At 36.7% G+C, this 26,099-nt stretch carries 15 protein-coding genes; all 15 read right to left on the bottom strand.

The features are described 5' to 3' along the window. Window positions 1-1,130, bottom strand: a 1,130-nt coding sequence (locus V7Z48_RS10740) for a carbohydrate binding domain-containing protein (RefSeq protein ID WP_334113458.1), incomplete at its 3' end; no start/stop codon positions are given. Between the two features lie 391 nt (window positions 1,131-1,521). Then, window positions 1,522-3,162, bottom strand: coding sequence for a T9SS type A sorting domain-containing protein (locus tag V7Z48_RS10735; RefSeq protein ID WP_334113456.1), 1,641 nt, complete (start codon window positions 3,160-3,162; stop codon window positions 1,522-1,524). Window positions 3,163-3,480: 318 nt separating this feature from the next. Beyond that, entirely contained in the window at window positions 3,481-4,410 is a 930-nt protein-coding gene (locus V7Z48_RS10730) for a hypothetical protein (RefSeq protein ID WP_334113455.1), read from the bottom strand. 15 nt (window positions 4,411-4,425) lie between these two features. Then, entirely contained in the window at window positions 4,426-5,337 is a 912-nt protein-coding gene (locus V7Z48_RS10725; protein WP_334113454.1) for a glycoside hydrolase family 17 protein, read from the bottom strand. A 4-nt stretch (window positions 5,338-5,341) separates the two neighbouring features. Next, window positions 5,342-7,789 carry an MFS transporter gene (locus tag V7Z48_RS10720; RefSeq protein ID WP_334113452.1) on the bottom strand — a complete coding sequence of 816 codons (2,448 nt, stop codon included), beginning with the start codon at window positions 7,787-7,789 and terminating at the stop codon, window positions 5,342-5,344. A 21-nt stretch (window positions 7,790-7,810) separates the two neighbouring features. Then, on the bottom strand, window positions 7,811-9,253 hold the full coding sequence (locus V7Z48_RS10715; protein ID WP_334113451.1) for a glycoside hydrolase family 30 protein: 1,443 nt from the start codon (window positions 9,251-9,253) through the stop codon (window positions 7,811-7,813). A gap of 62 nt (window positions 9,254-9,315) precedes the next feature. After that, window positions 9,316-10,620: a glycosyl hydrolase family 17 protein gene (locus tag V7Z48_RS10710; RefSeq protein ID WP_334113450.1), complete on the bottom strand. Its 1,305-nt coding sequence runs from the start codon at window positions 10,618-10,620 to the stop codon at window positions 9,316-9,318. A gap of 3 nt (window positions 10,621-10,623) precedes the next feature. Beyond that, a complete protein-coding gene (locus V7Z48_RS10705; protein WP_334113448.1) occupies window positions 10,624-12,447 on the bottom strand; it encodes a glycoside hydrolase family 3 protein in 1,824 nt (607 codons plus the stop codon). Beyond that, the gene (locus V7Z48_RS10700) at window positions 12,447-15,896 is read right to left on the bottom strand and encodes a hypothetical protein (protein WP_334113447.1); all 3,450 of its coding nucleotides are present in this window, start codon (window positions 15,894-15,896) and stop codon (window positions 12,447-12,449) included. Before V7Z48_RS10700 ends, V7Z48_RS10705 begins: the two co-directional genes overlap by 1 nt. Before the next feature lie 23 nt (window positions 15,897-15,919). Then, a complete protein-coding gene (locus tag V7Z48_RS10695; protein WP_334113459.1) occupies window positions 15,920-17,476 on the bottom strand; it encodes a sugar porter family MFS transporter in 1,557 nt (518 codons plus the stop codon). A gap of 63 nt (window positions 17,477-17,539) precedes the next feature. Next, on the bottom strand, window positions 17,540-19,801 hold the full coding sequence (locus V7Z48_RS10690; RefSeq protein ID WP_334113446.1) for a PKD domain-containing protein: 2,262 nt from the start codon (window positions 19,799-19,801) through the stop codon (window positions 17,540-17,542). An 89-nt stretch (window positions 19,802-19,890) separates the two neighbouring features. Continuing rightward, on the bottom strand, window positions 19,891-20,739 hold the full coding sequence (locus V7Z48_RS10685) for a glycoside hydrolase family 16 protein (RefSeq protein ID WP_334113445.1): 849 nt from the start codon (window positions 20,737-20,739) through the stop codon (window positions 19,891-19,893). 22 nt (window positions 20,740-20,761) lie between these two features. Continuing rightward, window positions 20,762-22,111, bottom strand: a complete 1,350-nt coding sequence (locus V7Z48_RS10680; RefSeq protein WP_334113444.1) for an Ig-like domain-containing protein — start codon at window positions 22,109-22,111, stop codon at window positions 20,762-20,764. 81 nt (window positions 22,112-22,192) lie between these two features. Further along, complete coding sequence (locus V7Z48_RS10675) at window positions 22,193-25,348, bottom strand: glycoside hydrolase family 2 TIM barrel-domain containing protein (RefSeq protein ID WP_334113443.1); 3,156 nt, start codon at window positions 25,346-25,348, stop codon at window positions 22,193-22,195. Window positions 25,349-25,640: 292 nt separating this feature from the next. Continuing rightward, window positions 25,641-26,099, bottom strand: a 459-nt coding sequence (locus tag V7Z48_RS10670; RefSeq protein WP_334113442.1) for a helix-turn-helix transcriptional regulator, incomplete at its 5' end; no start/stop codon positions are given.

The raw sequence follows: 26,099 nt of genomic DNA, 5'->3' as shown, positions 1-26,099 counted from the left end.
TTAAAGATGACTTCTAAACCAGTTGATCCTGCTTCTGTCTCGTTTCCAGCCCAATCCACTAATTTGATGTTAAAAACCGCACCAACAATAGCATCATCAGTATAAAAATCAAAATGAAGATTTGTGAATGTCGATGCATCTATTCTATTGTTTTGAATATCAATTCCTTGACAACCAGGGCCAAGATAACGTAATGTTGGATTACCAGCAATAGAAACCTCTTCAACTGCTGGATTATTACCGCATAAACCAAAATCAAAATCATCAATAACAATATCAGTATAGGCATCACTGTAAATTGATAACACATTTTCCGCAGGTCTTGCTGGCGGTGTTGGTGCAGGTGTGGTAGGACCTTCAAATTCGAAGGCTATTGTATAAGTTTTTGTGGTTACACCGTCTTCGGCTGTTACAACTACAGTAGCGTTACCAGGTATGGCTGTCGCTTGCGTAATGACGGTATTTGCATTTGGATTAGAAGTTGGAGCAGCAGTAATTTGAGGTACTGGAGATCCAATCCCTACACCAATCGAGTAATTGATTATTTCAGGGCTAAAACCAGGTACTGCATTATTATCAACCTCTAAACCGCTTAAATTGGCATCGGTTAAAGGATCTACCGTGTTAAGTTCTAGCACTACATTATCAATAAAAACAGGGTTATTGCTAAGTCCCATTTCAAAGCCCAACTTCATTGCTCCAAATGTTTGACCAATAGTAAAGACAGCTTCATATGCTTCCATATTAGTTGTAATTTGGTAATCTTGGATGGTTATACTTTGAAATGCACCGCCATCTTGTCCAAAATAAAGTCTTAACTGACGATTATTAGTGTTAGACCTTGCAGAAAACGAAATTTTGTAGGACTCCCCAACTTGTAAAGAACTGATTTGCCCTGCAGTTAAAATTTGGTTTAACTGTATGTGCCACACTTGGCCACCAGCACCCGTAATATTTGTAATATTTGCTTCGTTATTTGCTGCCGACACTGAAGCATTAACTCCAGCAAAATCAGCAATAAAAGAACTCCAAGAGTTTAGACCATCATTAAAGTCACCGTTTATTACAACGTTTTGTGATATTCCCAAATGACACAGGAAAAGGAAAATAATAAATGTAATTTTTTTCATAATAAATAATTTATAGATGTATTTCAATTTTGTAATTCATAAAGTTAACAATTAAAATTAGGAAATATAAAAATTCACCCCTTCAAATTACATACATCATAAATAAATATTTCTTTTTTTATGAAAGTACCAATAAAACAGAACTTTATGTACTTAAAAACAGTTGATTTTAAATATTTAATGATTTTAATTGAATGTATTTTTACAAATGTATTGGTGATGTACTGTTCTTATATAAAAAATATAAGTATGAATGTATCAATAAAACGGAAAGCTAATTGATAGTTTAATATTGGTTGAATAATTATTATACAATGATATAAAGCGAAGCATAAAAAAACCAGTGCCAAAAAATATTGGCACTGGTATATTTTAATAAAATTAAATGATTTTAGTTTTTAATCAACTTTACCGTTTTACTCCCATTTATAGTGGAGATTTTAGCTAGATATAAACCATCTCTCAAGTTAGAGGCGTCAATTACCGCTTCGGTATTATTAGGAGTCATTGAAATAACTTGCTTACCTAAGATATCAAAAATTTGAATTTCCGTGAAAGCATTAGCCGAAGTTATTGTCCAAGCGCTGTTTGAAGGATTAGGAAAAACTTTAACTTCTGCAAGTATTTCGTCTGGAGTTGAAAGTAAACCACCATAGAAATAAATATTACTTAAGAAAATTTCTTTTGAAGCGAGCGAGCTTCCTAAATCTAAAGTGTTAAATTGAATTAGTGATAACTGGGATAAATCAACCGGGGAAGCTGCACTATCAACATCAGCAAAGTCGTTTCTGTTGGTATCATTAGGAATTTCAAGGTCTACAGAAACCCAAGTACCAGATTGTGCCGCGGTGAGTGTTACTCTTGCGATATTCGATCCATTCGCACCTGGGTCTGGATCTAATAATCTAATTCTCAGAATATCGCCATCAATCAAGTTATCACAATAAAAATCGAAATGTAAAAATTGGGCGTCCGTAATATCTACAAAAGCGCCATCTGGAAAAAAGTTAAACTGAAAACCAGAACCGCCAATTAACGAGCGCGATTCTTGATTACCATCGAAATTTAAATCGAAATTCGTTAAAGTTCCTCCAAAAACATCAACTTGTGGCACTGTAATATTAGTATAAACATCACTTATAATTGAAATTGCTGGAGCAGCGGGTGGTGTTGGAGCTGCTGGTGGCAAAACTTGGGCTTCAGCAAAGTTAACTGTGTAAGTTCGTGTATCTGTGCCATTAGGAGCTGTTACTTCTAATGAAGCAGAACCAGGAACACCTGATGCTTGCGTAACACTTACGTTTGAAGCACCATTACCAGCTTGAGTAGCAACACCTGCCACAGTTGGTGCTGTGGTAGTTCCGTTAGGGAGGTCAACATTGTAAGTAACAGTTCCTGGTGCAAAACCATTAATGGTTACACCGTTCAAAGTTAAATCTGAAAGTGAAGCATCCGCATCGGCACTTACGCCATCGCCAATCACCATCGATACATTATCTACGAAAATATTTGAAAACGATCCAGCTGCACCGCCAGTTACCGCGTTAAATAACAATGAAACGCCTCCACTTACATTGGCTCCAACAGTAGTTGTAACTTGATAATTGGTCCAATTATTAAGATCCGATGGAATAAAGGGTGCCCCACCATTAAGAATTTGATTTGTTGCACCACCTCCAGAAAATTCTGAGAATAACTCAACAAAAAACACACCGCCAGCTTCTGCTTGGCCGCGATAATCAAAACTTATAGTTACTTGCTCTCCTGCACAAATAACACCAACACCTCTGTTAGGACTTTTAATCGAACTTGAAGATGCAATTGTTGTATTATTCAGATTTGCTGCAAATGTACCCTCTGATGGGTTTGTGTTTATAACGGTTATGCCATTACCTGCTACTTCCCAATCTGTGAAATCGCCGGTCTCAAAACCACCGTTGGCTATTAATTCAGTGCCGTTATTTTCGCCGCATTGAGAATAACCCAATGTTACTGATAATAATAAAAAAGTTAATAATGTAATTTTTTTCATAGTAAATGATTTTAAATTGTTAATCCTTAAAGGTAAGGCTTTATATTGAGACTTTTAAATTTTTCACCTTTACAAATAACATACATCTGAATAAAACAGTCCATTTTTTTAATTATTCAAGATTTATCGATTATAAATATGAGATTTCAGTGAATATAATTCACATTGTAGCCTTGTTTAATTCTGTTTTTTTAAATTCTGTTAAGGTAATGTTGTGTTATTTTTACTTCTGGAATAAAAGTTTTTGAATTAATAACTACAAACAGAGGTCTTAGGTAAAAATTTTAACATTTTTCTGACTTGAATTTGTCAATGTACTTATTGGCTGTATAGGTTTTGCATTACCAACTTAGGTTGACGGTTTTCATAAAATAGTCCCCAATGCTTTTCTGGTTCATTGCTGTCGGGTGAGCCTTTCCATGGTTCGTCAAAAGCTTCAAACACAAAACATAAAATATTGTCTTCATCACACCATCGCACCAAATCATTGTAATAAATGGATTGAAGTTCTTCACTTACATTGTGAACTTCTATACCTCTACCATTGGAATTTGTAGCCCATCCTGCCTCTGTAATAACCACCACCTTATCAGGATATAAATTGGCAACAGCATTATAGTTTTGTTTGGTATATTCCAAGCCTTCGTGAATGTTTTTATATTCCCAAACGGGATAGCTGTGAATAGATATGAAATCGACCACTTCAACCAAAGGTTTTAATTTATTGAGCCATGGTACATAATTTTCACAAAAGGTTACAGGCTGTTTAGTCTTAGCTTTTATGAGTTTCACATAATTAACAACGCTTTCTACCGATACATAATGATCGGTCCAATCTACACAAGCTTCATTGCCAGCCGACAATGAAAACACAATGTCAGGATAGGTATTGGCAAAATCTATAAGTTTATGGATGCGCTCTAAATTGTAAGCTTTATTTTTTATAAGGGTTGCTTCAGAATAAATACCACCCCAAGGACAGCCGTGGTTATTCATTTCGGCAACAATATAAGCACCGAGCATAACTTTAAAATCTAAATTTTCATTTTTGATTACGTCTAAAACGGTTTCCGCATGCGGATCACAATCGTATAATCTTAAATATTTCCATTGATGCTGAAGCAATAACAAGTCTTCTTTAACTTGGTCATAACTCGGCTGCAGACCACCAGGTTGCTGACCTTCTCTAAAACCAGAATAGCAAATGGCCAAACCTGGTTTTAAATTCAATAATTCGGTGTAGTTCATTTAGTAATTTTAGGCTTAGAATTTTAATTTTTCATGCTTATCCCATAATCCCCAATAAGCACCAACAACGCCTTCTGCTCCTACTTTCCAAGATTCATCAAATGAAGAAAAATAGAATATTTCAATGCCTTCTTGAGCCGACCAATATTGCGTATTGATAAAGTATTTAATAGCATTTTCTTTTGATGGTAAAGCACCTTTTAAACCTTCACCTTGACTTGGCCATCCAGTTTCGGTAATTATCACGCGCTTACCTTGGCCTGCATCGGTTGCCTGACCAAACATTTGTTTCATGTGGTTTAATGCATATTCCTCAGGACAGCCTTCCCAATACGGATAACAATTCGTTAGAATAACATCGCACATTTGTGTGATATTGGGTCTATGTGAAAATTCATAATAGGCATCAACATATCCCATTGGTATACCCTCTGGCAATGCCTCTTTTACGCGACGCATATAGTCTATAAGTTGTGCTTCTGTTAAATCGCCTCTATACATAACTTCGTTACCTACTGCAGCAATATCAACGCAACCTTCCTTAGCTAAAGTAATTAGTCCTTCTATTTCTTTTTCATTTAACTCTAAATCATCACCTAACCATGCACCAACTAAGGTTTTTAACCCGTTTTGGTGCGCAATACGAGCTACATGTTCGTTGCCTTCTATACACGAAAATGAACGTACCCATTTGGTATAAGGTTTGATAATTTGAATACGACGATTTACCTGCTCCGGTGTAATCACATCACCTGGCTTTTGTCCGTCTTCATAAAGACTAAAGCAAAGTCCGTGTATACCATTTTCTAGGGTTTCGCGCCATAGTTGCTCTAATTGTTTTCCAGTATATTCAGAAAAATCAATTCCTGTATAACTTGATTTAATGTTTTCATTTAATGAAAAATGATGTCCTTCTCTGTACGACATAATATTAAAATTTTAAATTTCCTTTACTGTCCCAAATACCCCAGTTAACCCCCAATTCTCCCTCTTCGGTAACTTTCCAGGCTTCATCAAACGACGAAAAATGGAATACCTCTATATCGTTGTTTTTTGCCCATAACTGGGTGTCAACAAAGTACTTCATAGCATTAATTTCAGAAGCTTCGGCATCATCAATAGTGCCTCCATCGCTTGGCCAGCCTGTTTCTGAAATAATCACTTTTTTATCTGGAGCCATGTTTTTTAATTCGTTGTAAGATTTTTGAAGTTGTAAGCCTGCTAATTTTATTGGGTATCCTTCCCAAAACGGATAGGCATTTGCCAATATCACATCGCAAACTTTCAACAATTCCGGTCTGAGTAAAAGCTCGTAATAAACATCGGCCGTTGTAACAGGAACATCCATTGTAATAGCTGATTTTACTTGGTTGATATAAGATATTAATTCTTCTTCAGTTAAATCATTTCTGTATAAAGTTTCATTACCTACAACAGCTATATCTACATGACCATTATTAATGTTTTCGATTAAATTGTTTATTTCCTTCTCATTTGATTCCTCATCTTGATTGATCCATGCAGCCGATATGGTTTTCATCCCTAATTCTTTGGCAATTTTAGGTATATTTTCATGACCTTTGATGCTTGAAAACATTCTAATCCACTCTGTATGGGGCTGAAGTGTAGCAAGTCTTTTTCTAATTTGATCTTCAGTGATGTAATATCCGGGCTTTTGTCTGTTTTCATAGGGACTGAAACAAATTCCTTTCATTTTGTCTTTTAAAATTTCATGGAATTTTATTTTTAATTCTTCTGCTGTTAACGAATTGATTTTTAAACCTGAAATAAATGGAATTTTATCATCTGGGAAAGTCGCAAATTCTGAATGAGACCAAAGTGTGTTTTTTCTGTAAGCATAAGGTGTTTTCTGGTTTAAGGTTTTACGTTTTGCTTCTAATTCTAACTTAATCTCTGCTACCCTATCTTCATTAAGGCTGTATCTCACCATAATGAGTGCTGCTAAACCTGCGGTTAAAGTTGGAATAACAATATCAAATACCCTTAAACTGTGCATGGTTTCAGCTGTTTGAAAAGCTTTACTGCCGTCAAAACCCACATAACTTAGTACAAATCCGCCTAGTGCCAAAGCGATAGATTGACCAATTTTTACCATCCACCAATAAATGGCTGCAAAAGTTCCTTCTCTTCTTGGCAGACCATTTTCAAGTTCATCTAAATCACATACATCAGCTGTCATAGACATCATTAAGGTAAATAATCCACCCAAACCGAATGCCATAAAAGGAATGGGTAATAAAAGTCTTAACGGCATGGCCAGCGGAAATTCTACAACACCTATCGTGATTGCGACGTCTTTAAATAATATAACAGTGTTTTCATCTACTTCAAAAAATCCCCACCATTTTAATACATAACCGAGCATGGATAACAAGGTTGAATAAATAAAAGCCTTTCTCTTACCAAAATTATTGGCCATCCAAGTAACAATCGGTATGATGATAGTGGCGGTCAAAAAGGCGGTAATAATCGAAAAGAATGGTGGTACAGTACCAGCAGCCTCGTAACTGCCATTAAACATGTAGTAAACAATTATAAAAAAGCTAAATGAGGCCACCATTTGAAAGCCATTAAACACCAAAAACGTGGCAGCGCACAATCGCACAAAAGGCGTATTTTTGGTCATGTTGAGCATATCGCGTCCCAAAATTCTCAAATTCTTGGCTAAACTATGATAGGTTAGTTCTGCTTGATTCTCTGAAGCAACCGGAGGTTCTTTAGAGAAAATTGCCGGAAGTATGCCAAAAATTAAACAAATAAAGCCCACAAAAATTGATAAGGTACGAACCCCATCTGCTTGCGAATCAAATAAATCTTTATTGGCAATTAAGGACCAAAACAAGGGTACAATCATCCAGGATATTTGACCGATGGTATTGGCTAATCCCATTAAGTTATTTCTTTCCTTGGTATCAGACGACAATTCATATCCTAAACCCATTAAGGGTGTAGAAAAAATAGTGTTAGACAAAATGAATAGAATAGAAAAGGTCATGAAGTACCAAAAATTATAGGTAGCTCCATTCTCCTCAAACATTTGCCACTGAACTGCAAACAAAATAGAACATAAAATAGCCCCTATAAAAATATAAGGTCTTCTCCTTCCCCAGCGCGTGTTGGTATTGTCTGTAACAAATCCCATAATTGGATCTGAAATGGCATCAAATAGCCTTGGAATAGCCGCCAAAAGTCCTGCAAGTGCTGGATTGATACCAAATGCCGTTATTAAAAAGAAAGAAAACACACCCAAAGCACCAGGCAATAAATTATTGACTAAATGACCCGATCCAAATGCGATTTTTTGAACTAATGGAACTTTCGCTTGTGCTTGTAATGTTGCTGTTTTGACCTCTTCCATGGTTAATTTTATTTTATATGTTTAAGTCTTAATAACAACGGTTTGTAATGACTGTGGATTTATTTTTACAGTTTTTGATTGCTCCTGTAATTTAATTTGAAAGGTTTTTGGCGTTTCAAATTCATTGAAAACAATTACTACAACAGAGTTATCAGGATTTTGAAAGGCTGTTACTTTTAAATCGTCATCAGAGACTTCAAATCCGATGCGTTTGGCTCCCGGACGTAAGTATTTACTAAAGTGTTTCATCACGTAATACAGAGGTGTGAAATAAACTTCATCTGCTTTTGTATCTACAATAACCGGTGCTACACACCAATTCTCAAACCAATTGGGGCCACCTTGACGGTCTAAAATCATATTCCAGTCAACCCAACCATCAACCCAATTATTAAAACAACCAATCATATCGTTGGCATAACGGGTTACGGGTGCGTATTTAGGGTGTAAATATTTATCTTCTTCTCTGGCCCAGGTCCAACCCCAATCAGTCGCTTCTTTCTCCCAATACCAGTCGTCATTTCTCCAAACCGGCACTTCCGCATCAACACAACCCTCGGTTTGAATTAAATATTTATTGGGAGCTTTATAGTGTGCATACTGCAATGACTCTGGGAAATAATCGTAAGTGCTAGCGTACCAATGCACAGCAGTACCGTCAAAAAACTGACTGCTGTTCTCGTCTCTAAACATGGTATCAACCCAATGTTTTAGTTCGTCTCCTCGGTTTTGGTCGTAACCCAATATTTTGACTTCTGGATTTGTTTGGCGCAACTGGGGACCCAAATATTGCTCCACAAAATCGGTCATTTCTTCTGCCGTAAAATGCATGCTTTCCCAATTGTTGTCGTTACCAAGTGGCTCGTTTTCGACGGTAATTCCCCAGATGTTTATGCCTTCATTTTTATAAGCTTCTAAATATTTGGAAAAGAACAATGCCCAAGTTTGATTGTATTCGGGCAATAATTTACCGCCGGGCCATTCCTTATTGTCCTTCATCCACGGCGGAGCAGTCCACGGTGAGGCGATGATGTTAAAACCTTCGGAAGAGATTTTCATGGCATCTTTAATCATAGGAATGATATCGTCTCTATCTTCTTCTATACTGAAATGCTCCAGATTGATATCGCCTTCAACGGATGCATATGAGTAATTGGAAAGTGAAAAATCGCAAGAATTGATGTGGGTTCTGGTAAGCGAATATTTTGCCCCATCATCACCAAAATAAGCTTCTATAATTTTTTGCCTGTTGGCTTCACTTAATTGATTAAGTAAGTATGCTGAAGATTCTGTAAAAGAACCTCCTATTCCTGTCAAAGTTTGAAAGGTTTGCTCTGGTAATAGTTGGATTACAGCATCTGCTTCTTTTAAATTTGAAGTTTCAATTGTAGAAAATAAACTACCGGCTTTAGAAGTTTCAAACACTTCAACCGTCAGGGAATTATCTTTTTCTGTACAATTCATAAGCACCAAGTTGAGTGTTAAAACGAATACTGTCGTATTGATTTTAAAAGCTTTTAAAGTTTTCATTTGCCTTTAAGTCTTTTATTAATTTCTTCAATTGTTGGTGGCACTAAAACAGTTTCCATTAATTGAGCTTCGTCACCATCAAAAGTTTTGATAATTTCATTGCCATTTCTGGTAAGTCCTTCAAATACACCTTCATCAACTAAATTCCAAAGTGCATACTTGGCTTTTCCTTCAACTGTAAAAATCCCAAAGTGATTTTCAGATCCTTGAGGGTTTTGAGCATCTTTCCAAGGCTCATCAAAGGCTTCAAAGTAAAAACAGGATATCCCTTTACTGTTAGTCCAATCACGCATCAGTTGGTGAAATTTGGCCTCCTTGTATTCATCGGTGGCTTTTGAGCCTTTCGGACCGTAATAACCGTCGGAAATGGTGGCCCAACCAGTTTCTCCAATATGAACAGGCTTGTTTACTCCGATACTTTTCATATAGCTCACCACACTATCATATTGTTTTTGCGCAAATTCCAATGAACGATTCATGGCGTTGTCGATTTTTTCAATATCCGTTAGTTTTTGTTCATTTTTTGGAACACCCCAAAATTGCGGATTGTAATGTGTATTGTGATACGGATAGGTATGCAATGAAACATAATCTACCGCTTTGTATAGTTTTTCTAAGTCTTCGGTGTGGTAACTAGCATCACCGCCGCCCCAAGTCGAAAAATCATCGGAGCTTGTAATCCATAAGTCTTTTGGCAATTTATTCTCAGCCTTTAAATCTTGAAGATGGGTTACCCATTTTAAAATCACATCTGGTTGCACATAATAGCTGGCTGCCCAACGCACCATGGCTTCATTTCCAACAGCGATTACTTTGATGATATCTGGATACCTGCTTGCTAAAGCAGCAGCGCGTTCAATTTCGGCGGCATTGGCTTCGCTTTCTACACTGTGGTCTGGCTCTTGGTCGGTCCAGGCATTTTTACAGTCTATCCATGCGCCTAGCATCACATACATTTCAAAATTTTCGTCTTCGGCTTTTAATTCTGAAATTGCTTTTACAACGTTAGACGCATGTGGTAATTGCACATTGTAAGTACGCACAATTCTAATACCCATGGCGTGAAGGATTTTTAAATCGTCTTTAATTTCATCTAAAGTTGGCTGTATGTCTCTAGATTTTTCCCTGTAAGCTCCAAAAGAAATAGCTTGATAATTTGCGTTACCCAATATTTCTTTTGCTGTTAAAGATGTTTTTGTCTCCAAAGTTTCGGTTTTAGAATCTTGTTTCGTTTTGTTGTTGCATGCTGTTATAAGTATTGCCAGCAAACCAATAAATGTGAATTTTAGTTTGTGAATCATAACTTAATAATTTAATCCGTATCCAAAGTTAAAAAGCGGTTTACTTGAAGAGTCCCACTTATTTGGGCCATATAAGCCATCAAAATCTTCTACTTTTTTTGGCCATGAATGAGGCAGTTTTCCTGTAAAATCAAAATCGCCAAAAAGCACTTCGGCTATGCCATGACCTTCAGATCCTGGTAACCAAGCCACTACAAAAGCATCGCTTTGTTCTATTTGATCGGTAGTTACAAGTGGTCTACCAGAAATAAGCACAGTCACTACTTTAACTCCTTGATTTTTATAATGCGTAATATATTCTTGATGAGCTTGAGTAAGCGTTAATTGGTACCTATCCATTTCCCCTCCAATATCTCCAAAAAACTCGGCATAGGGCGTTTCACCAACCACAATTATTGCTACGTCTGCATCTGGATGTTGCTCCTGCGCATTTTTATCGTGTATTATTTCTGCATAAGTTGATTCTAAAACTCCATCTAGAATGGACGTTGCGCCTTCATAATTTTCGGTTTTACCTTGCCACGCAATAGTCCAGCCGCCAGATTGTAAACCTGTATTATCGGCGTGTTCACCTACCACCACTATTTTACCAAAATTTTTACTTAAAGGCAGTGTATTGTCTTCATTTTTTAGCAACACCAAAGATTCTCTCACTGCTTGTCTGGCATAATCGCGATTCATGTCACTACCAATAGTTGAAATTAATGTTGAATCTGGAAATGGATTATCAAACAGGCCTAATCTGTATTTTTGCCTGAGAATTCTTCTCACGGCATCATCCACTCTATCTATAGAAACTGAATCTTTTTCTAGTCCGTGTTTTAAGCCAACATGAAATTTGTCCATATCACCATCAACGGCCATGACCATATCAATTCCGGCATTGATAATGTTATTTTTTCCGTATTTGGAATAGCCTTTCCAATCGGACAGCACGATGCCGTCAAATTGCATTCCTACCTTCAACGAATCGGTGATAAGAACTTTATGAGAATGCATGGGTACATCTGAAACCGTATTAAAAGACGCCATAATAGAACCAACGCCCGATTTAACCGCCTGCCTATAGGGTTCCATCAATTGGTCGCTGATGTCTTGTAAGGATAAAGAGGTCTTACCTCCTTCTATACCATAATCTGTAGCACCATCTCCAATATAATGTTTAGCTGTAGCCATAACGGTTGTGGATTGTGATAAATCTCCCTGATGTCCTTCAATAGAAGCCACAGTTAATTTGGCGGTTAACTCTAAATCTTCTGAAAATGCTTCGTAAACTCTCCCCCATTTTTCGTTTAACGGAATGGCTACACAGGGCGAAAACACCCAATTAAATCCAGTCGCTTGGGATTCTAAAGCCGTGATTTCTGCTATTTTCCTAACTAGATACTCATTACCAGAAGCTCCTAATCCTATATTATGCGGAAAAATGGTAGCTCCTTCGTAAGTGTTTTGTCCATGTACAGCATCTACACCAAAAAGTAATGGAATTCCCAAACGTGTAGACAATGCCAGTTGTTGAAGCTCTATAAACTTCTCCTGCCATGCTTGAGCATTTTCACCAGGTGCTGGTCCATCAGTATGAATGATGGAGCCAATAAATTTTTGTGAAATCGCCACTTCAACACTATCATCAAAATGTCTGATTTGAGTCATCTGACCAATCTTTTCATCTAATGTCATCAAAGATAAAAGAGAGTCTACTTTACGTTCAATTTCTTGTGCTTCATCTACTACCGGAACAGTTTCGGTATTGCAGCCCAACAAAAACATGCTTAGCCCTGCAACAGTAAAAATACAACGTATTTGTAAGCCCTTGAAATAGTGCATTATTTTAATAAATCTTTAGTTATTGAGACTATCATTTGACTGATATTACCAGTTCTGTTAAACACTTCTTGACTTAAATCTTTACTTAAGGTTAATTCTGTAAGTGCTTTAATATCATTATTATTAAACCTAATTTCTATCCCAGATTTATTTGCTCTTTTATAAATAACTGGTACTTGGCAATAACTAAAAGCCAATGAATTTGGTTGTAACTCTATAGTTTGAAATTGGTGCTTGAGATCAACAAAATGGTAATTTCTAGGTTGGGTTAAAAACTCATTAGAACGCAATAAATACGGATTAAATTGAATACAGCCGTTTTTTACAAACACTCCCAATTCACCAATTCTAGATAGGATATCTTCTTTAACCTGACCTGTCATTCCCGGTTGTTGCACTCCTTTTCCAGCTGGTGTATGAGAATACGGATCTGTTGGAAAGGCTCCATAAAGTTCAGGTGATTTATGAACGCCGATACCTTCGTTAATTTCGTAATAATGTTCTAATAATTTACCAATTGTTACAGCACTTTCGCCAGCTTCAACAGCTTGGATACAACATTCTTGAACTGCTAATTGCAATTTAGAAACCATATGCCAATATATAGACCCTAGACCTTCATAACCATAAAATGTACCTGATCTACCAGTAAACGCCTTGTGATTGAAAACAGTTTCGAAGGCACTTAAGGTGTGTGTAGATTCTTTTTTCACCAATTCGGCATACTCGGTTTCTTTTAAGGCATTCAATGCATTTTTCAAGTCGTTGGCATTGTTAAAGCTACCGTTAAAATGATAATCTCCATTGATGTCTTTGATGATAATGCTTTGGTTACCCTTTGAAACTAATTGGGTAAATAGTCCAGACTTTTCAACCAAGTGCTTCGGAATGTTATTCTTTTCTGTAAATTTTGGCAAGTCTTTACTTGGATATAAAATGTAGCTATATTGATCGGGTCTAAACAATTTACTTCCTTTCATAGCATCTAATACAGCCAATGCTTCTTTGGCCGATAAATAACCTGAACTTAATACGGCTACCTGTCCTTCAAGCATTTCGTCTAAATACGAGATTGAAATGCCGTCCTTGTTCGCGGTCATTAAGTTATACGCATGGTATAAATTATCTGAGCGCTTGTTGGCTTCAATGGAGTGCTCGGAATATTCAAGCATTGTGGCAACAAATGTTTTTAACTTGTCTATAGCCAGATTGGCTTTCTTGCCGGAAAAGGCTTTGTTGTAAACAATTTCGCGGTAATTACTGCCAGCAGTTCCAAGTCCGTCTAAAACAATTTTACGATCTTTATCTGAAATATTGCCCGATAATAAATGTTTATTTGATTGTAATATTGCAGCGGTGGCATTAAAAAATACTAGTAACTCCTCTGAAACTTCTGTGTTGGAAATAGAGCTATCTTCTAAGATATTTTGTAAAAACTTAAGAAATCTTCGCAAATAATAGAGTGTTACCATGGAAACCCCATTACCTACTAGGGCATTATTAGCATCATTCCATTCTGGTCTTTGGGTATTAAGCCAGATGCCACCTTCTGGAATAAAATTAGATACTTTCGCCAGTACTGTTGCTAAAATCTTTTCGACAAAATTCACCTTGTGAATAAAGAAGTTTTGGTCTCTTAATAAGGCACCGTCAGCTCCTAACTCAGATTTTTTAATGTTGATTTTATGGTCTAAATCGTAATCAAAATCAATAGTATCCTTAGGGTTCATAAGGGTATCTTGATAACTCTTTATTTTATAGGGTACATTGGCGTAAACAAATAAATCTTTATCGAAATAATTATTGAGTTGTCCTGGCTTATGGTTTTCAATAAACTCTAAGAATTTTAACAAATAAATGATTTGATGATCACCCCAATAACCAATATAAGACCATGGATCGTGCTCTTCAATTACTTCCCAATCAAAACCGTCTTTAGTAACGCGATATGGATTATAACCATCAAAAGTGGTTGCATTCAAAAACTTGTGAATCATGCTCTCAATAAACTCTGGATAGGCATGAGCCAATGCTTCCCAGTTTTGGAAAATATCGCGCCAGTTTCCTTCATAATCAAGAATTTTGGAGCCATCAATTTCACTTCTGGTATTGATAGAAAACCTATTCCATGGTCGGCTAGGATCGCCATGTCTTCGGCTGAACTTTAAGGGCATGTATTCTAAACAAAGTCGTCTGAAGTTTTTATCATCAGATACTGAAGCTATATCTCTTAAATGATTGACATTAAAATGTTCTGGTAAGTTTTTTAAAACATTTTGTGCCTTTGCAAATACTTTTTTATTCGCTTTTGACAAATAATTTGAAAAGTCCCATTTTTCGATTTGGTAATTAAAATCAAAAATACCGCCACGCATGATATTGAAGAGCGTATTAGAAAAATGACGAGTATCTCTAAAATGGTCTGATGTAAGTTGCATACCATCGGATGAGGCATTTAATTTGACTAATCGCTGAGAACCATGCTCTACGTCTTCGTATATTTGCTCAACAATATTATTGGCGTTTTTAATAAGATTGATGAGACTTGCTATAGCTGAGTGATCCAGATTGACGTTGGCTACAATATGCCATGATTGTTGTGAATTGGCAGCAATCTCGATTGTAGAATTTACAAAATAAGCCCCTTTTTCGGCTTTAATATCGGCTTCGGTGCGAAGTGTTTCACCTGCTCTATATTTATCAAGTTGTAGTGAAGATATGAGGTAGGTTGGATTCTCTACTCCTACGGCCCAAGCCACATTGGCTTTTAAGGCTTCACTGGGTTCGGCTTTGTCTACAATTTTAGCACTTAGGGCAAAAATACCGAGTCCAGATTCTTGTTCTAGTTCTGTACGTTTGTAGGCATCAACTAGATTACTAACACGGGTTTGAAGATCTACGCCTACGCCATAAGGTATTACATTCTGAATGCCATCAAGCAACTCAACAGACACCTTGTCTGAGTTGTTATTAATCAAAGTAGAAGTTTTAACAAACCCAAAGGTGTTACTTGTGCTCCACTGGTATTTAAAAGATATATTTAAATCGTGGTTGACTTCTTCAAAGATGATTTTATTATTAATGGCATTTTTATACAGATTGCGCGAAATTTGGTATTTACCTTGAAATCTAACCGAAAAAGGTTCCCATAGATGCACTTCATTATTTTTATGAATTCTAAAAATAGATTTACTACCGGTGGTTTCGGCACCTTCAGTAATTTTATCATCTGTGTAATAAGGAAATAAGGAGTGGTCGCTATCTTTTCTTCCAGCACTTAAACCGCCATTGCTCGAAATGAACATCCAATGATTGGAGTCGCTCACAATACTCATAAAAAACGGGCGCATGAGGTTGCTGTTGGAAATTTTATAATAATATTCGTTATCTATTTTGAGATAATCGATGGTGACTTTTTTCTTTGAATTTTGTTTTAAATCTGCACTCATTATGAACTTGTAATTTGATTTATTTAAATTTTTAATAGTTGTTTTTCTAGTTGTTCTAAGCTCTTTCCTTTAGTTTCTACCACGAATCGCAAAACGAATAATAGGGTTAAAAGTGACAGTACGGCGTAAATTGCAAAAGTTAAGGTTGGTCCAAAATTGGATAATTCCCAAGGGAAAATTTGAGTGACCGAAAAACTCACCACAGAATTAAAAAACCCTACCACAGAAATCGCAATACCTTTGATTTTACTTGGGAAAATTTCAGAAATTAAAGCCCACATCACTGGACCAAGTGAAATAGCAAAAGCCGCCACATATAATAAAATAGATATCAACACTAATTTTGCGTTAATGCTAATTAAATTGGTGATTTGATTGCGCTTAAAATCTAAAAATTGCTCGTGATTTAATGTAGCTTGAACCGCTTCAAAAAGTGACGATTGGCTACTGTATATTTGATCTTTTAGTGGTTGTAATAAAGCTTTAGTTTCAATATTGGTAATCTTATCAATGTTTTCTTCTGAAAAGTTATAAGTAGCTTTACTAAATGCCATTGTAGTTAATATCAAAGCAATGGTCATCGCTGTAGTCCCAATAATGAGTAATGGTTTGCGTCCCAATCTGTCAATTAACAGAATGGCGACAATAGTGAACACTAAATTGGTTAATCCAACCGCAATAGCCTGTAAAAAGGACGCATCTGTAGAGCCACCAGCTTGTTCAAAAATAGTTGGTGCGTAATAAAATATTGCGTTGATGCCCGTTATTTGCTGAAAGAAAGCAATCCCAAAAGCAATAATCATAATATTGGCGTAACGTTTTTTGAATAAATCTAAAAATTTCCCATTAGACTCAGATATATTTAGGTTCTCTTGAATTTCGTTAACCGTAAAATCGGCATATTCTTTTCCTCCTATTCTTTCTAATGTGAGTTTAGCTGCGGCCACTTTATTACAGCGTTGAATAAGCCATCTCGGACTTTTCGGTACTAAAAATAAAAATAAAAAGTATAAAAATGCTGGTATGGCTTCAACGCCAAGCATCCAACGCCAACTTTCCTCACCGTAATTCACTAAAAAATAGTTTGAAAAATACGCTACAGATATACCAAGAACAATGTTTAGTTGGTTAAAAGACACCAATCTTCCTCTTAGTTTTGCAGGTGCCACTTCACCAATATAAATAGGCGCGATTAAAATAGCGCCACCAATACCAATACCACCAACAATTCTGGCAATGATAAACTCTGTATAACTGGTTGCCAAAGCTGTCCATAAAGCCGACACCACAAACAAAGCTGCAATAATGATTAATACACTTTTGCGACCAAACCTGTCGGCAAAATAGCCCGACATCAAGTTACCTAACATAGCGCCGATAATAACACAACCTACGGCAAAACCAACCATGGCTTCAGTCATTTCAAAATAGATAGTGATGCCTTTAACAGCCCCCGAAATAACGGCACTGTCAAAGCCCAATAAAAAACCACCGAGTGCAACGATTAAACTGATGAATGTGGTATAAGATTTATTCATTTTGGCGGTTCTCTTTAATAATCTAGAATTATAAGGTCTTATTTTTTATTGATTAAAAAGGTCGAAGTTTAATTCGACCTTTCTATATATTACTCATTTTAATAGTTAATCTAATCTTATATCGTCAAAATAGAATATTTGCTCCTGACTTATAACCTGCGGATCTGTACCTTCTGGATTATCAGGTTTAATCACCAACTGATTATATGTAGTTGGTGTTGCCGGTAAGTTTGTAAAGGTAAACTCGAGTTCCACCCATTGATTGGCACCACCATTTACTTGGCGGAATTGAGGTGCAGGATTTCCAACCACTGGATTTGGTTGTGGATCTAGGGCGAGCTCGAATCTATAAGTTACGTTAGGAATACTAGAATACACCTTAACTTTAAATGTATTGGTTGTAATATCAATTGTACCTGGTGGAAATGAGTTTTGAACACCTCCCCAACGGTTAATACCGCTGGCTCGAACAACCCTTAACACAGATGCAGAATTGTTAATTCCAGAAGGATTTGGATTGTCGGCTAAACTAGCAGTAACTCCACCAGGATCCATACTTGAGAATGTGCTTATAAAGGATTCACAACCTTCAAAATTTACTGGTAATGATGTCGCCGCAACGGCATTGCCTGTACAACCACCGCCTCCACCGCCTCCACTAACAAACAGAGAAACGTTGTCTATATTAACCATACCAGCTTCTTCCGCCAAATCAAATAAAACGCGGGCGTTTGGTGCACCAAAACCATCGGCCGTAAACGTGCGTTGGTAAACGGTAGGTGTTGTCGTGATATTGACGGTTTCTGAGACACTATTGAAATCAGGTTCACTTAAACCAATTCCGGCAACAACGCTTCTATTGACATTTGACCAAGCCACAAAAGAAAGTATGTATGTCTCATTCGCAATAATTTCAACTTTTTGGCTTAAGTTGATATTTAAAGGACTGCCTGGTGTTGGTGTTGTTATGTTGATAGAATAGTAAGTATTGCCACTCACAGTCACAACAGGAGCAGGATTGTTATCGTCCACACCTTGAATCCATTCTGTTACGTTACCATTGCTATCAAGTGTCTGGAAATCTCCATTTGTCAACAAACCATCATCAAAAGGTGGTGGTGGTGGTGCGCCGTCAACTTGTGTAATATCATCCACATAAAAAGTACCAGCTGCAGTTCCAGGACCGTCTATAAACAAGACCATATCATTGTAGCTACCTGTTGAATTTAAAGTAAAGGTTAGTTCTTCCCAACCGGTTCCACTGTGCATTTGTGTATCTTCAACATCGGCTTGTGTACCGTCTTCAAATTTTAATAAAACTGGTAGTGCCTGATCTGAAAACAATTTCATTCTAATACCTGTTTGAGATGAAAAATCGGCGGGCGTATCTAAATTGAAAAAGGCATTTTCAAATTGCTCACCAGAATTGGTAATTCTACCAACTTTAGTATCTTCATTATTGATTCCTGAGAGCTCGGGATTATCAACTACTGAGAAATCGACGTTCCCAACAATTTTAGAGTTGTAGTCAATACCGTTGCAATCAAAATCTATAGGAAACTCTAATGCTGTTTGAAGACATGGTACATCTCCAGCATTTATTTGTTCTACATCATCCAAATAGAAAGTACCAGATGTCGTTCCAGGACCGTCCACAAATAATGTAAATCTAGAATAGCTAGCGGCAGAATTAAAGGTGAAATAAATTTCTTCCCAACCAGTTCCGCCGTGGGTTGTTACTGATTCCACATCTGCACCGGTCCCTTCCTCTAATTTTAATAAGACATTAATGGATGTAGTTGACCAAAATTTTAACTTAATAGATTTATCTTCAGTCAAATCAATTGGCGTTCCTAAATCAAAAAAGAAACCTTCAAAAGCGGCTCCTATGTTGGTAATGGCACCTACATTTGAAACATCGCTATTGGCACCAGATGGATCAGGGTTTTCAACTACTGAAAAAGATACGCCGCCAAAAGCGGTTGCATCGTAACTTACCGCAGGATTATCAAACGATATAGGCAAGGTAATTGGCTCAGGTACTTGAATGTAAATCGTATCTTCATAAGTATCTGATGCACCTTGGGAGTTTGTAGCAGTTAATACAATTACATAAGTTCCCGATTCATAAGTTTTAACTGGATTTATCAGATTTGATGTGGTTCCATCACCTAAATCCCATGAAAACGAATCGGCATTGCTTGATACATTAATGAAAGTTACCGTACCCGTTTCTTGATTAATGGTATGGGTGAACAGTGCTTCTAGAGATGCGCTTGTGGCATCATCGTCATCAGCACACGTCGCTAAAGCGAAAGCCAAACATAGCACCCCTAGTATTTTTATTCCTTTGATTATTTTTTTCATTTGTTTAATTTTAATGTTCGATTTGCTTCAATACAATTAAAAAGAGAAACACATTGAACTGTGAAGATTTATATGACCTTAAAAGCAACTTAATTGTAAACGCGCACATAATCGACCAGCATTGTTTGTGGAAACACCGTTTGATTGTTAGGACTTCCTACAAAAGTTCCACCAACAGCTAGGTTAATAATAATATAGAAAGGACGATTAAACACCCATTCACCCGATACATCATCAGGGGTGATTTGATTATAAAGCACATCATCTACATAATAATTTATATAGTTTGGCCCCCATTCAATTCCAAAAACATGAAATCCAGTGTCGAACCTATCGTTTTCTAAATTGTACTCTTTTGAAACGGCATTACCTCCTGAATACCCAGGACCATGAACACTACCAATAATTTTAGATGGTTCTTGACCACGATTCTCCATAATATCAATTTCGCCAATGTTCGGCCAAACTTCTGTGCCATTATTATCATCTCCTAACATCCAAAATGCTGGCCACATACCTTGCCCAAACGGTAAACGTATACGTGCTTCTACGCGTCCGTATTGTGTTTCTAGTTTGCCCTTAGTAACAAGCCTAGCAGATGTGTATCCGGCTCCATTAAATGGTTCTTGTATAGCAGTAATCAGTAAAAATCCATTCTCAACTTTAACATTTTCTGTTCTGTCAGTGTAAAATTGAAGTTCGTTATTACCCCATCCGGGAATTCCTTGCTCAGTGCCATCACCTATTTCTAAAGTCCATATATCAGGGTCAGGAGCTCCGTCAACATCAAAATTATCTTCTGCGACTAAATTAGTGAAGGTAGTTACTTTTTGTGTCTCGTCTAAATCACAGCTTAACAATGAGGAAAGCGACAGCACAACCAAACAAGAAAGAATGCTTGTTTTTATTACTGAAGTATATATATCTTTTTTAAACATAGTTTGTGTTTTATAATTTGTACTAATCGGTATAAAAATAAATGTTATCTAAATAAAAGTTTCTTAGTGTTGAAGCATTTACATTTTCATAGATAAGAAGTCCTAACTTACTCTTGTCAGACAAGGTAATTGGAATCTCTAAAGTTGCCCAAGTATTTGCTTCAAAGTCCGAAGCATTAAAAAACACTTGTTGTCTGGTATCGTCACCGCCACCTTCTACTCCATCTGGACCAAAATTGACTATAGAAATTAGAAAATCTAAATTAGCAGGCACTGTGCCGGGAATGTACATATTGAGATGTAAATTTGGTTTGGTAGTGGCATCTACGGTTGGATTTGCAAATTGGTTTCCTACAAAATTGAAATTTGTGTAGTTTAAAATATTGTCGCCATTTACAACAAAATCTGCTGATTCTGTAACTTGAAATGGTTGCCAAAACCCATTGTAAAAGTCAACCGGATGGTTAGTATAATGATCACTAAATATAGAAATGACCTGGCTTGGATCTCTTGTTGGTGTTGGCGCTAGTACAAAATCGCCAAGAGAATTGATTGTTACAGATCCATTCGCCTGAACACCACCTAAGGTGGCGGTAATAACGGCTGTACCTGCCGATAATACAGATATAATTCCCGACTCATCAACAGTTGCCACGCTAGTATCTGAAGACGTAAACTCAAAATAACTAGTAGCCGGAGCAACAGTACCATCTATGCCAGTGGGTAAACTAACCGTATGAATTAATCCTGTGACTGCGGCAGTTACTCCAATAAAAGAATCTATGGAGATATCATTTCCGTTTGCAATTCCTGGTCTTGGTTGTCCAATGGTTCCTAGATTTTCGAATTTGATTTCGTCAAACCAGATAACATAACCAGAACCGTCAGTTGCCTGCGTTCCGGCAGCATACCAAAACATTCCTCTTTCATTAACCAAGAACGAAGGGTCAGGTATTGGAATGTAATACTTTTGCCAATTGGTACCAATACTAACGTCGTTGGCGGTAACTTGATGTTTGTTTTCAAAGAAATCCTGACCAAAACCAATGGCATCAATACTAACACCTCGAGAGGCCTTAGCATAGAATGTAAGTACATTAAATCCTGAAAGGTCTCTTCCAGCACCATCTACTCTTAAAATGGCTCCCGCATAATTTCCTGTTGGGTCATTTGCATTGGGCACATCTACTCTATACGAAGCGTTGCTTTCAAAACCTTCATTAGTATCTACCGAGAAAGCATCAAGTTTTGAATCTGCAAAGGGAAAGTAAAAATCGCTTCCCATTGCTACAAAATTATCAGTAAATACTTCACCAATGTTAGAAAAGGTGGCCAAAACGGCATCGTCAGACACTTCTCTTTCACAACTCATATTTAGTATGAAAAGTAAGCCTAAAAGAAGTGATACTTTTGTCTTAATTAATTTTAAATTTTTCATTTTTTTGCTATTTTTTTATTTTCCGATATTAATATGAACATAGGTTCTTATTTCCCATTCAGAGCCATCAGGAAACCCTACGGGACTTAATGGTGGAACACCAAACTCTGGTCCTTGTAAAGGTGCGTAACGCGGTGAAAATTCGTTTAGAGAACGCCAGATTCCCATAATACCAATTCGTGTATTTGGGAGGATAAACCAATCCGGTTTTCCTATAGAAGTAGAGACATCCATCATTAATTGTAATGGGAATGTTAAGTTGAAGTCTCTATGATAATCATAGGGTCCCCAATCATTAACTTTTAAATGGGTTTCAACTTTCATTTTTTTGTAAATCATTCTGATATCGCCTCCAAAACGCTTAATCAATCTATCTGAATCGCCATTACCTTGACCGTTTCCGTAGTAGAAGTTACCAATTATTCCCAGTTCAGGTGTTAATTTTGAAACCATTCTCGAATGTATTTCCCATAAATCTTCTGCTGGCGCAGAATTAGGAAATGCAAAAAAGGATCGATCTGCTAGAAATCCAATATGAGCATCCATTGCTGTTGGATGATGGCGGTATACAAAGCCAAGATTCATGGCGAACTTAGCATCTTCAGATCTATCGTTATCCCATTCGTAAAACCAAGTTCCGGGTGTTGGATCGAAAGTTAATAAAATTTCACCAGCCGTGGTTTCTCTATTTCCACGCACTGCAAACGGATCATCGATAAAGTTTCTCAATCTACCTGGCGCACTCACATCGTTTGGTATGGGATCAACCAGTGGTTTTTGCCACAAGAAATTTGGTGCGATTTGAATATTTCCTAAGGTATAAGAAAAACCAGTTAAAAAATTAGACTGATTTCCACTGCCCGAATCTTTTAATCTCCAGCCAGTAAATGTTTGGGTTGCATCGGCACCACCGTTAGCTACTATTCCCATAACAGCACCTTGAGCATACCAATTTATTCTACCAGATTGGTAAGTGATTTTTGCTTTTCCACCCCAGTTATCCTTACCTTTAATTTCATCTTCAAAAACGGTATAATTTCCTGAACTACCAGTTACATTTTGAAATGAACTGCCGTTCAATGGACTTCCACCCCAAATACCACCGAGCGTTAATCCTATTTTTCCGAAATTTCTTTCAACAGCTACTGAGGCTCTTTCCATTGGCCATGGTGGAATTACACCACTTCGAACTTGATTAGGATCGAGTATACGACGTCCATTTTCATCAAATTGTAATTCTGTTTGTAAATCCCTGTGGTAAATCCCTGTGATACCCCATTCGCCAACCTTTCGCTGGTATTTCAATAAGGCTGTTGGATTTGCTCCCCACCATAATTGAGGTCCGAAAGCTGCTTTTAAACCTTCTGCAACGCCTTTCCCATCTACTTCAACACCAAGTATTTCACCGCCGTAAATATCTAGATTTGGACCGTAATTTGCTTCTGGATACAACCCAAAGAAATCGCCTTCGTATTGCCAGTGGTAATGACTGGTACGGTAAAAACCTCTTAAATCAAAATCTTTAGCATTCCATTCGAATTCGGCTTGGTATACGTTCACGCGGTTAATGTCGGATAAAATCACTTCACCATCATCAGAATTAACTGTAACATTCCGACCTCGGTTTTCATAAAAAATTTCATTTATTGGATTGGATGCCACATTACCAAGGACATTAAAAACAACTTCGGCTCTTACGTTTGATGCTGGTTTCCCTTCAACACCTATAAAATAAGACTGCATATGGTCAAATCCTAATTGATTAGGAAATGCATTAGAGTCTGGATCGGGATTATCGGGAGTAGTAATGAGACTACCACCGGTGTTAAAGGTTGTAAATTGTGCTCTAAGTTGGCTTAGTCTAATTTTTTCAGATTCATTGCCACCTAAGGCAGCTTTGTCTCCTCTTGCTCTCAAAACAGCATCCATCAATTGTATATTGTCGAAATGATTCTTAACAAAGTCGGCATTTACGCCTTCTGCGTACGGATTTAATTGGTGTGCCTCCTTTAAAGCATAATAAGCAGCACGTGGATACAAGTTATACAATCCTCGTGCATTGGTTGGGCCCTTAGCACAAATACCAAACCACTCTTCGTTCATGTTGTTTTGACCTTCAATGAAATCTCTATCATAACCACCATTTGCCCAAGAGGCGTTGGTGTCGTGAACATCTAAGTTTGTTGTTTGACCATATTTCCACCAACCATCACTAAATTGAAAAGTAAAACCTCCAATTGAGTTGCCCGATTTTCCTAAACCTGCGGCATTTTCATAAATTTCCTTCCAATTGCCAACCATGTAATAGGCTTGCGACAATTGATCTTCTTCCTTATTGATGGCATTAAAGGCATCTGCACCAAACTCTGTGAACAGAATGGGTTTATTTAGTTCTTTTTTAACGCGTTCAAAAGCATCACCAAAGGAAATACCCCGATACATATTAGTTCCAAAAATATCAACATCCTGACATTCCTCTGCAATGATATTATTAAATAGAAGGTCACCATTACACATAGCTATTGGAACCGACGTATCTATTTGTTTCATTGCTAAAGTAGCATCATTAAACATTTTGTACATGGCTCTAGCTCTAACGGTAGACTGTCGGTCTTCTACAGGGATGTCCTCTGTTTCGGCACCACCCCAGAAAAGTCCGTAGTTGTTTTCGTTACCCAATAAATACATTAATAAACCTGGTGTGCCCTTATAGGTATTTACCATTTCTGTTACCTCAGATAAGAGTAGTTGTTGTGTAGCTGCATCAGAATATTCCGTATTTGGAATCCAAGCGCCATTAATGGTAAGACCATAACGACCAAAAGAGTGGTTAAGCATGGTGTAGATACCGTACTTTTCATAAATATACTGAATCCACCTGGGTTGAATACCAGTGTAAACTCTTATAGAATTTACACCCATATTTTTTAGCAATCCCATTTCGGTATCTAAGGCAGCTTTAATAAAGTCATCTGACTGATTCCATAAACTATAAGAGTAATTGGTGCCAATTGGAAAATAATCCCAATTCATTCCATTTACCATAAAGTCTTCGCCATTAACTATCAATTTCATTCCATCTTCGTTATTGACAACGGATACATGGGTGGATTGGGCAATGGAAAAAGTTGTAATTAAAACAAAAAATAAATTTAAATAACGGTTTTTCATATATGTTGATTTTGATAGTTGCAACTAAATAAGACGTTTTATTAAAGTTGTTAAAAGTAAAAATAACAACAAGAATTAAAATATTGTTAACATTTACCTCAACAAAAATCATACACTTTAAAATTTTGCATCATTTTTTGTTGAATTACAAGATAAATGTTCAAAATTTAAACAATAACATCTATTAATACTTTTAAAATTAATCAAAATATAAAATAACGAAGCCATAAAGCACAAAAGATTTTATTTATGTTGTGGTTATGTATGGGGTTTCTGTAGCGATGTTTAGTTGTTAAATACTAAGAATATAATTTGTTAAGCTCTCCTCGTGTGGTAAATCCATCTTTTTTCGCAAACGATATCGTTTTACTTCTACACTTCGAGGGGAAATATTGAGTAATGGTGCGATTTCTTTAGATGATAAATTGAGACGTAAGTAAGCACAAAGCCTCAAATCGTTTGACGTTAATGATGGGTGCTTACCTTTAATTTCTTTTAAGAAATCTTTATCTGCGTTATTAAATGCTTCTTCAAAAAGTTTCCAATCGTCGGTGGCATTAAGATTTTTATTTATGAGTTTAATAACATTTTTTAGTTGGCTAATTTGTGTTGCACTGCTAATTTCCTTTTTAATACTATTTAGCAGTTCGTTCTTTTTTATAAGATTCATAGTAGAGATGCCCAGCTCTCTATTTTTATTTTCTATGTCCTGCTTTAAGTTTTTATTTTCAATTGTATTAACTGCTTTTGG

It is taken from the genome of Paucihalobacter sp. (assembly GCF_036825875.1).
In the GTDB taxonomy this organism is placed as follows: Bacteria; Bacteroidota; Bacteroidia; order Flavobacteriales; family Flavobacteriaceae; genus Paucihalobacter.
This window is presented reverse-complemented; position numbering and strand designations above follow the sequence as displayed.

What these genes read in the sequence shown, in the direction of transcription:
- V7Z48_RS10735 (WP_334113456.1), bottom strand. Translation starts at nt 3,162, where the DNA reads ATGAAAAAAATTACATTATTAACTTTTTTATTATTATCAGTAACATTG.
- V7Z48_RS10730 (WP_334113455.1), bottom strand. Translation starts at nt 4,410, where the DNA reads ATGAACTACACCGAATTATTGAATTTAAAACCAGGTTTGGCCATTTGC.
- V7Z48_RS10725 (WP_334113454.1), bottom strand. Translation starts at nt 5,337, where the DNA reads ATGTCGTACAGAGAAGGACATCATTTTTCATTAAATGAAAACATTAAA.
- V7Z48_RS10720 (WP_334113452.1), bottom strand. Translation starts at nt 7,789, where the DNA reads ATGGAAGAGGTCAAAACAGCAACATTACAAGCACAAGCGAAAGTTCCA.
- V7Z48_RS10715 (WP_334113451.1), bottom strand. Translation starts at nt 9,253, where the DNA reads ATGAATTGTACAGAAAAAGATAATTCCCTGACGGTTGAAGTGTTTGAA.
- V7Z48_RS10710 (WP_334113450.1), bottom strand. Translation starts at nt 10,620, where the DNA reads ATGATTCACAAACTAAAATTCACATTTATTGGTTTGCTGGCAATACTT.
- V7Z48_RS10705 (WP_334113448.1), bottom strand. Translation starts at nt 12,447, where the DNA reads ATGCACTATTTCAAGGGCTTACAAATACGTTGTATTTTTACTGTTGCA.
- V7Z48_RS10700 (WP_334113447.1), bottom strand. Translation starts at nt 15,896, where the DNA reads ATGAGTGCAGATTTAAAACAAAATTCAAAGAAAAAAGTCACCATCGAT.
- V7Z48_RS10690 (WP_334113446.1), bottom strand. Translation starts at nt 19,801, where the DNA reads ATGAAAAAAATAATCAAAGGAATAAAAATACTAGGGGTGCTATGTTTG.
- V7Z48_RS10685 (WP_334113445.1), bottom strand. Translation starts at nt 20,739, where the DNA reads ATGTTTAAAAAAGATATATATACTTCAGTAATAAAAACAAGCATTCTT.
- V7Z48_RS10680 (WP_334113444.1), bottom strand. Translation starts at nt 22,111, where the DNA reads ATGAGTTGTGAAAGAGAAGTGTCTGACGATGCCGTTTTGGCCACCTTT.
- V7Z48_RS10675 (WP_334113443.1), bottom strand. Translation starts at nt 25,348, where the DNA reads ATGAAAAACCGTTATTTAAATTTATTTTTTGTTTTAATTACAACTTTT.